Raw genomic sequence first — 6812 nt, 5'->3', positions numbered from 1 at the left:
GTCTTCGACACCGGCAAAGGCCAGCTCTCCCTCGAACTACACGGCGCCCGCACCCCCGAAAGCCTCTACGCCCGCATCGCCCAACGCCTCCTCGCCCTCGCCACCGCAATCTGGCACAACCACAACACCGGCGCCCCCGTCACCCGATCCCTCATCGCCTACGACCACTGAGTTAGGAATCAGTCGTCTAGGGCGGCCATGACGGTGGCGGTCGCGCAGCCCGCGGGCGAGGCGACCGCATCGGACACGGTCGGCGGCACCCGGACCAGGGACGCGCCGCGCGGGAGCAGCAGGTGCTCGGCGTACGTTCCTGACAGCGGCCAGTCGGAGTCCCACGCCTCGTGGCCGACCTTGCGGACCGAGCGGCACTTCGCCGTACGCCCCGCCGCGCAGCGGTCGCACCCGCCGCAAGCGACGGTCACCGACCAGACCACCCGCTCGCCGGGCGCGATGTCCACGCCCGCGCCGCAGGCGACCAGCTCGCCGACCCCCTCGTGGCCCAGCACGCCGGGGCACGGGCCTGACCGGCGCCCGGCGACGGTGTGGTGGTCGCTCCCGCACACCGTGGCGAGCAGAACCCGCACAAGCACCTCACGCGGCCCGGGCACGGGCAGCGGCACGTCCACGACGTCGAACCGGTCGCCGCCGCGCCAAAGCGCAGCGCGGGTGAGCTCAGGCATCGGAGAGCCGGTGCCGGATCTTCCCGCTCAGCACATCGACCGCGACGATGAGCGCCAGGATCATGACGATGTAGGTCATCATCTCGTCGAACCGGAACAGCTGGATCGACTTGTTGATCAGGAAGCCGATGCCGCCGGCGCCGACCAGGCCGAGCACCAGCGAGGAGCGCACGTTGACGTCGAACCGGTAGAGCAGCAGCCCAACGAACTGCGGCGCCGCCGAGGGCAGCACCACGTGCGAGGCGATCTGGACGCTGGACGCACCGGCGGTGCGTAACGCTTCGACCGGTCCCTCATCGATCTCCTCCATCGCCTCCGACCACAGCTTTCCCATCACGCCGGTGTTGTGGCAGATCAGGGCAAGCACGCCCGCGAACGGCCCAAGGCCCACTGCGGTAACGAAGATCAGCGCGAAGACGATGTCGGGAACCGCACGGAAGAACGACATGACGAACCGCGCGGCCTGGTAGACCACCGGGCTCCGCGAGGTGGTCCGGGACCCGAGCAGGGCGAGGACGAGAGAGAACGGAATCGAGAAGGTGGTGCCCAGCAGCCCGATCGCCAACGTCACGACACAGGCCCCCAGGCCCCGCTCCAGGGTCGTGTCGCTCAGGTCCGGTGGGATCGCCTCGCCGAGGAACTCGACCATGCCGCGCCAGCCGTCGGCCAGCGCGCCGACCGAGAACTCCGTCTCGCGCCACGCCACCGCGTGGGCGACCACCATGAGGACGATGAGGACGACCGCGCTTCCGACGGCGGCGATACGCCGCGGACGCGGCGGGACCGGCAGGCGCCCTGCACCGCCGGTGGTGATCCCAGTCGTGGTCACAGCGCGGCTCCCTCGGCGCGGTAGTCGGCGGCGTAAAGCTCGTCGATCCGGTGGTCGCCGAGTTCCTCCGCCGGGAGCGCGAACTCCAGCCGCCCCTCCGCCAGGCCCACCACCCGGTCGGAGTAGCGGCGAGCCAGGTCGGGCTGATGGAGCACGGCGGCCACGGCGATGCGGTCCTCCGTGGCCAACGAGTGCAGTAGCCGCATGACCGACTCGGCGGCCGCCGGGTCGAGCGCGGAGACCGGTTCGTCTGCCAGCAGCACCCGGGCCCGCTGGCACAGAGCCCGGGCGATGGCCACCCGCTGCTGCTGGCCACCAGACAGCCGACCGGCCCGGTCATGCGCCCGGTCGGCGAGGCCGACCCGGTCCAGGCAGGCCATTGCCTCCTCGCGCAGGTCCTGCGGAAAGGCCCAGGTCGCCCAGGACTGGGCAAGCGGCAGTCGTCCGAGCGCGCCCGCGCAGACGTTGTCGAGCACCGAACGCCGGGGCACCAGGTGGATCCTCTGGAACACCATGGCGACCTCGCTCAGTGGCACTCCCGGCGTGACCGTCCGGCCCGCCACCGTGATCGAGCCGCCCTCGGGCCGCACCAGTCCGACCACGCAGCGCAGCGCGGTCGACTTGCCCGAGCCGTTGGCGCCCAGCACGCTGACCACCTCGCCAGCCCCGACGTCGAAGTCGAGACCGTCGAGCACGGTGCGGTCGCCATACCGCTTGGTCAGGCCACGGACCGAGAGGGTGGCGGTACCGACCTCCGGCGCGGTCGGCGAGTTGGTCTGCGCAGGCATCACAGATCGTCCTCGGTGAGGCCGAGGGCGTCAGCGAGGTCCTTGACCTCCTGGTAGTCCTCGCTGGTCACCTCGACGACTGGGTTGGACGAGGGCGAGTTGAAGTCGAGGTACCCGCCGATCTCCTTCACGTCGGCCGGCTTCAGGTCGAGAAACGCCTCCTTGATGGCATTCCGCAGTTCGGGGCTGAGGTTCGGCGAGACGGTGATCGGGTCATTGAGGATCGGCTTGGACTCCCAGATCTGGGTGAACTTCGACTCATCGAACGTGCCCTCGGCGGTCGCGGACGCGAGCGTCTGGGAGTTGATCTCGGCGGCATCGACCTTGCCCTTGACCAGGGCGAGCAGGGCCTCGCTGTGGCCGCCGGCGTAGTTCACCTTCACGTCCTTCTCGATGCCAGCGTCGATGAGGACCTTCCGCGGCACGGCGTCACCGGAGGTCGAGCCGGGCTCGGAGAGCGCGAGACTGCGGCCGGCGAGGTCCTCGATCGCGGCGATCTCAGAACCCTTGGGCACCCAGATGCCGCCGGTGTACGACGACACATCGCCGTTCTCGTCCGCGAAGGACACGATCGGGATCGCCCTGGCCTGCCGCTCGGCGAACACGAAGCCAAGCGGACCGAACTGACCGATCTCGAGTTTATTGTTCTTCATCGCGAGGATCTCGCCGACGTAGGACTCGGCGATCTGCACCTCGACCGGGCAGTCGAGCTTCTCCTCCAACACCGTGCCGAGCTTCTCGTAGATCGGGATCAGCGTCTCAGCATCCTCGAACGGCTCGACACCGAAACGGAGCTTGCCGTCAGGGCACATGGTGTCCTCGCCGGCGGCCGCAGGCTCAGCGCCGTCACTTCCGCAGGCGGTGGCACCGAGGGCGAGGGCGGCGGTCGCCGCGAGCGCAGCGATGGTGCGGAACGTAGTCATGGTCTTCTCCTCGGGGTCAGAACAGGTGGTCGAGTACGGTCGGGGCCAACCCGAGGGCGGTCGTCATGCCGATGCCGGAGGTCACGGAAACAACCCGCGTCCCCGGGTGCGGCTCGGCGACGAGGAAGTCGGTGAGCGGCGAGTGGGCGTAGATCCCTCGCCAACGGCGCCGCACGGTGAGCTCGCCCTCGAGCAGGCGGGCTCCCTCGCGCAGCACCAGATCGGTCACCGACTCCTCGTCGAACGGGAGGTGGGTGCGCTCGTAGTGGTGGGTGTCGCCGAGAACGATCGAGCCGTCGGGGCGCTGGGTGAGCATCAGGTTCATGTCCACCTCGAGCAGCTCCGGGGTGGCCGCGGCGAGCTCGGCGCGGACCGCCGCGGCGGACGGCTGTGCGGCCAGCCCGCCATACCGCAGCATCGAGGTTCCAGTGAGCACCGCCGGCGCGATCTCGACACCACCCGGCGGGGCGACCTCGAGCATGTGCAGCCGGCAGCGTCGCACGCCATGCTCGTCGGCGACCCGCGGGAAGAGCCGGTCGACGTCGTGGCCGCTGGCACACACGACCCGCTCAGCGCGGACCGGACCGTACGCCGTGTGCACAAGCCCAGGCTCGATCCCGCCGACGTGGACGCCCCACCCGAACTGGACGCCCTGGCCCGCGAGCCAGTCGGCGAGCGCCGGCACAGCGATGCGCGGGTCTAGCCGCACGTCAAGCGGAAGGTGGGCGCCGCCGACGACCTCCTCGGTTGCGAGCCGAAACAGCCCGCGGGCGCCGGCGGCGGTCAGCAGACGCACCTGGTCGCCGCCGCGCTCGGCGGCGAACTCCTCGAGCACCGCCTGCTCCGCCGGGGTGCGCGCAACCACGAGGGTTCCGGTTTCCTGCACGGAGAACCCAGCCTTTTCGGCGAGCCGCAGCCAGCGCTCCCGGGCGAAGAGCGCGTAGTCGAGCGCCGGCCCGGCCTGGGCCGTCGCGCAGACGTGGCCGAAGTTGCGGATCGAGGCGCCGACGGCCCGCCGGTCCCGCTCGAGCACGGTCACCCGAAGTCCGCGCTGCGCCGCCTCGAGGGCGTGCGCGAGACCAACAATCCCGGCACCGACGACGACCAGGTCGGCGGCGTCAGTGGGCTCGAATCCGGGCTCGCCGGACGGGGCAGCAGGCGTGCTGGGGGTGGTCACGGGCCACACGCTGGTCGGCGCTGAACGGGCCGGTCAAGGCTCGCGCATTACTTGTATGAACAAGTTAACCGAATGTTTTCTGCGTCCTCGATCGGACTGCGAGTCGTTCGCACAGCGTTTACAGCGCAAAACCGTCGACTTGTCTGGCCAAGTTGTAGGGTCGGGGCATGCCGACGGTCCCACTGCGCGTCCAGGTCGCTGACGAGCTGCGCGACCAGATCCTGCGTGGCGAGCTTGCCCCCGGCACCAACCTCCCCTCCGAGGCTCGGCTGAGCGCCCGTTTCGGCGCGTCCCGCGGCACCATACGCAGCGCCCTCTCGACGCTGCGCCACGAGGGACTCATCGGAGGCGGACAAGGACGCCCGCCCGTAGTGCGAGACAACGCCCTGGGCCAGCCGTTCGAGAACCTCCTGTCGTTCACCGCCTGGGCCGAGCAGATCGGCCGGGTGCCCGGCCAGCGCACCATCGAGGTGGCCCGGCGGGGCGCCTCCGCAGCCGCCGCGGCGGCCCTCGGGATCGAGGAAGGCGAACCGGTGATCGACGTGCTCCGGCTGCGCACCCTTGACGGCGATCCGGCCATGCTCGAGCGCAGCAGCTTCGTCGAGCGCGTCGGGCGCCTGCTGTTCGACTTCGACCCCGACTGCGGCTCGATCTACGCCTGGCTCATCAGCCAAGGCGTCGACCTGCACTCGGCACGGCACACCATCGACGCGGTCGCGGCCGACGAGGTCGACGCCGAACTGCTCGACCTCGAGCTCGGCAGCCCCCTGCTGCGCGAACGACGACGGGCGACGTCGGCCGACGGCGTACCCCTGGAGTACGGCGACGACCGCTACCGCTCCGACCGGGTCACCTTCACGATCGACAACTCCCGGCCGACCTCAGTCGGCGTCACCCACGGCCTGCGCATCCTGAAGGAGACCTCGTGAGCCCGCACATCGAGCTTGCCGCCCTCGACATGGCGGGCACCACCGTGGACGAGGCAGGCCTGGTCTACCGAGTGCTCGACCAGACCGTCGCGGACGCGGCCGGCGTACCGGTGCCTCCCGACCTCCTGGCGCATTGGAAAGGCACCAGCAAGCGCGAGGCGATCGCCGGGCTGCTCGCAGGACTCTCCGCGGACGTGTCAGAGCCCACAGTCGACAAGGTGTACGCCGACTTCAGCACGCGCCTGGTCACCGCCTACCGCGAGACTCCCCCCGCGCCCTTCCCCGGTGTCGTCGAGGCGCTGGAGACGCTGCGCTCACGGGGCGTGCGGATCGCGCTGCAGACCGGCTACGCCCACGAGATCGCCGCCTCGATCCTCGCCGGGCTCGGCTGGGAGGTCGGCCCCGGGGCACTGATCGAGACCGTGGTCACCTCCGACCTGGTCCCGGTGAGCCGGCCGGCGCCGTACCTCATCTTCCGCTGCATGGAGGCCACCGGCGTGACCAGCACCCAGCGGGTCCTGGTCGCCGGTGACACCCCCAACGACCTGGCCGCCGGGGTCAACGCTGGCGCCCGGCTGGTCGTCGGCGTGCTCACCGGATCGTTCGACGCCAGCGCACTCGGCCGCGAGCGGCACACCCACCTACTGCCGGGCGTCGCACAACTGCCGGAGATCCTCTGAGTAGTCCGCGCTGTTGCGGATCGGTCCGACGATGCGCGCACCACGGCAAGCGCGGCGAGGCACCCGCTTGCAGGAGGATGGCGTAGCCCGGTCCACTCCTGATGGAGCAGAGTCTCCTGAGGTGCCCGGCGGTCCTCGGACACGGACCCAGGTTGAGTCGTGGAAAGGTCTGGAGGGGAAGGCGCCCAGGCCGGCTACATCTACCTCCACTCCGCCGAAGACGGGTTCTCCCGGCTCGCCTACACCGAGCACCCTGCCCGGCGTTCACCGTCCACGCCGACCGATTCTCTCCCGTCTTGGCGTCTTGCCAGTGGTCCTCGCCGAATCGGCCGGCCATGAGGACTCTGTCGCCCTTCTGCAGCGACTCGGCGATGTTCTCGGCCAGTTAAACGCCACGCCGTGCACCGCACGAACGATGTCCCCGTCGGTCCACTTGCCGGTCTGCCGGTCATAGGTACGGGAGTTGACCGCGACCGTGAACCCCGCCACGGGGCGGCGCGGCGCGCGGCGGGCAGTGCGCTATTCGGGGTGAACCGTAGCTCGGGGTCACTGGTCAGGTGCCCGGCCACCGTGGTGGTGATCTCACCATTACGCATGAACTCTTCTCCTCAGGATGTGTGGGTTATTGGTTGGGTTTCGGCGAGTGCCCACGTACGCGTTCAGCAGTCACCCGCCGAGAATTCGGGACCAGGGCCCATCCCCTTTAGGGCTGGGAACTCGGTTTTAGGGCTGGGAACTCGGTCAGTGCGACTGCCGCTAGGCGTCGCGAGGTGTTCCACCGTGCCGTGAGCCGCTCGTAGAGGCTG

At 70.0% G+C, this 6812-nt stretch carries 7 protein-coding genes and 2 pseudogenes; 4 read left to right on the top strand and 5 right to left on the bottom strand.

Annotated features, from left to right (window positions below):
* A pseudogene (locus B141_RS44275) lies at positions 1-171 on the top strand (IS982 family transposase); the annotation flags it as partial.
* Positions 172-179: 8 nt separating this feature from the next.
* On the opposite strand, the gene B141_RS0134140 reads toward B141_RS44275, so the two are convergent.
* Genes B141_RS0134140 through B141_RS0134120 form a run of 5 tightly spaced genes read right to left on the bottom strand, consistent with a single transcriptional unit; the run spans position 180 to position 4397 of the window.
* Positions 180-680 (bottom strand): alcohol dehydrogenase catalytic domain-containing protein, encoded by a 501-nt coding sequence (locus B141_RS0134140; protein ID WP_020579678.1) that lies wholly within the window; start codon positions 678-680, stop codon positions 180-182.
* Complete coding sequence (gene phnE, locus B141_RS0134135) at positions 673-1509, bottom strand: phosphonate ABC transporter, permease protein PhnE (protein ID WP_020579677.1); 837 nt, start codon at positions 1507-1509, stop codon at positions 673-675. The genes B141_RS0134140 and phnE overlap by 8 nt, the downstream gene beginning before the upstream one ends.
* A complete protein-coding gene (locus tag B141_RS0134130; protein WP_020579676.1) occupies positions 1506-2297 on the bottom strand; it encodes a phosphonate ABC transporter ATP-binding protein in 792 nt (263 codons plus the stop codon). Before B141_RS0134130 ends, phnE begins: the two co-directional genes overlap by 4 nt.
* Positions 2297-3220 (bottom strand): phosphate/phosphite/phosphonate ABC transporter substrate-binding protein, encoded by a 924-nt coding sequence (locus B141_RS0134125; protein ID WP_020579675.1) that lies wholly within the window; start codon positions 3218-3220, stop codon positions 2297-2299. The genes B141_RS0134130 and B141_RS0134125 overlap by 1 nt, the downstream gene beginning before the upstream one ends.
* 16 nt (positions 3221-3236) lie before the next feature.
* Positions 3237-4397: a TIGR03364 family FAD-dependent oxidoreductase gene (locus B141_RS0134120; protein WP_020579674.1), complete on the bottom strand. Its 1161-nt coding sequence runs from the start codon at positions 4395-4397 to the stop codon at positions 3237-3239.
* A 167-nt stretch (positions 4398-4564) separates the two neighbouring features.
* On the opposite strand from B141_RS0134120, the gene B141_RS0134115 reads away from it, so the two are divergent.
* From B141_RS0134115 to B141_RS53100, 3 genes and pseudogenes are all read left to right on the top strand, one after another.
* Complete coding sequence (locus B141_RS0134115) at positions 4565-5326, top strand: GntR family transcriptional regulator (protein ID WP_020579673.1); 762 nt, start codon at positions 4565-4567, stop codon at positions 5324-5326.
* Positions 5323-6006: a phosphonatase-like hydrolase gene (locus B141_RS0134110; protein ID WP_020579672.1), complete on the top strand. Its 684-nt coding sequence runs from the start codon at positions 5323-5325 to the stop codon at positions 6004-6006. Before B141_RS0134115 ends, B141_RS0134110 begins: the two co-directional genes overlap by 4 nt.
* A gap of 174 nt (positions 6007-6180) precedes the next feature.
* Positions 6181-6282 (top strand): annotated as a pseudogene (locus tag B141_RS53100) (IS481 family transposase); the annotation flags it as partial.
* Positions 6283-6812: the final 530 nt, after the last annotated feature.

The sequence above is a fragment of the Actinopolymorpha alba DSM 45243 genome (assembly GCF_000373925.1).
GTDB lineage: Bacteria > Actinomycetota > Actinomycetes > Propionibacteriales > Actinopolymorphaceae > Actinopolymorpha > Actinopolymorpha alba.
This window is presented reverse-complemented; position numbering and strand designations above follow the sequence as displayed.

Coding starts and splice junctions, on each gene's coding strand:
- B141_RS0134125 (WP_020579675.1), bottom strand. CDS start 3,220: ATGACTACGTTCCGCACCATCGCTGCGCTCGCGGCGACCGCCGCCCTC.
- B141_RS0134130 (WP_020579676.1), bottom strand. CDS start 2,297: ATGCCTGCGCAGACCAACTCGCCGACCGCGCCGGAGGTCGGTACCGCC.
- B141_RS0134115 (WP_020579673.1), top strand. CDS start 4,565: ATGCCGACGGTCCCACTGCGCGTCCAGGTCGCTGACGAGCTGCGCGAC.
- B141_RS0134140 (WP_020579678.1), bottom strand. CDS start 680: ATGCCTGAGCTCACCCGCGCTGCGCTTTGGCGCGGCGGCGACCGGTTC.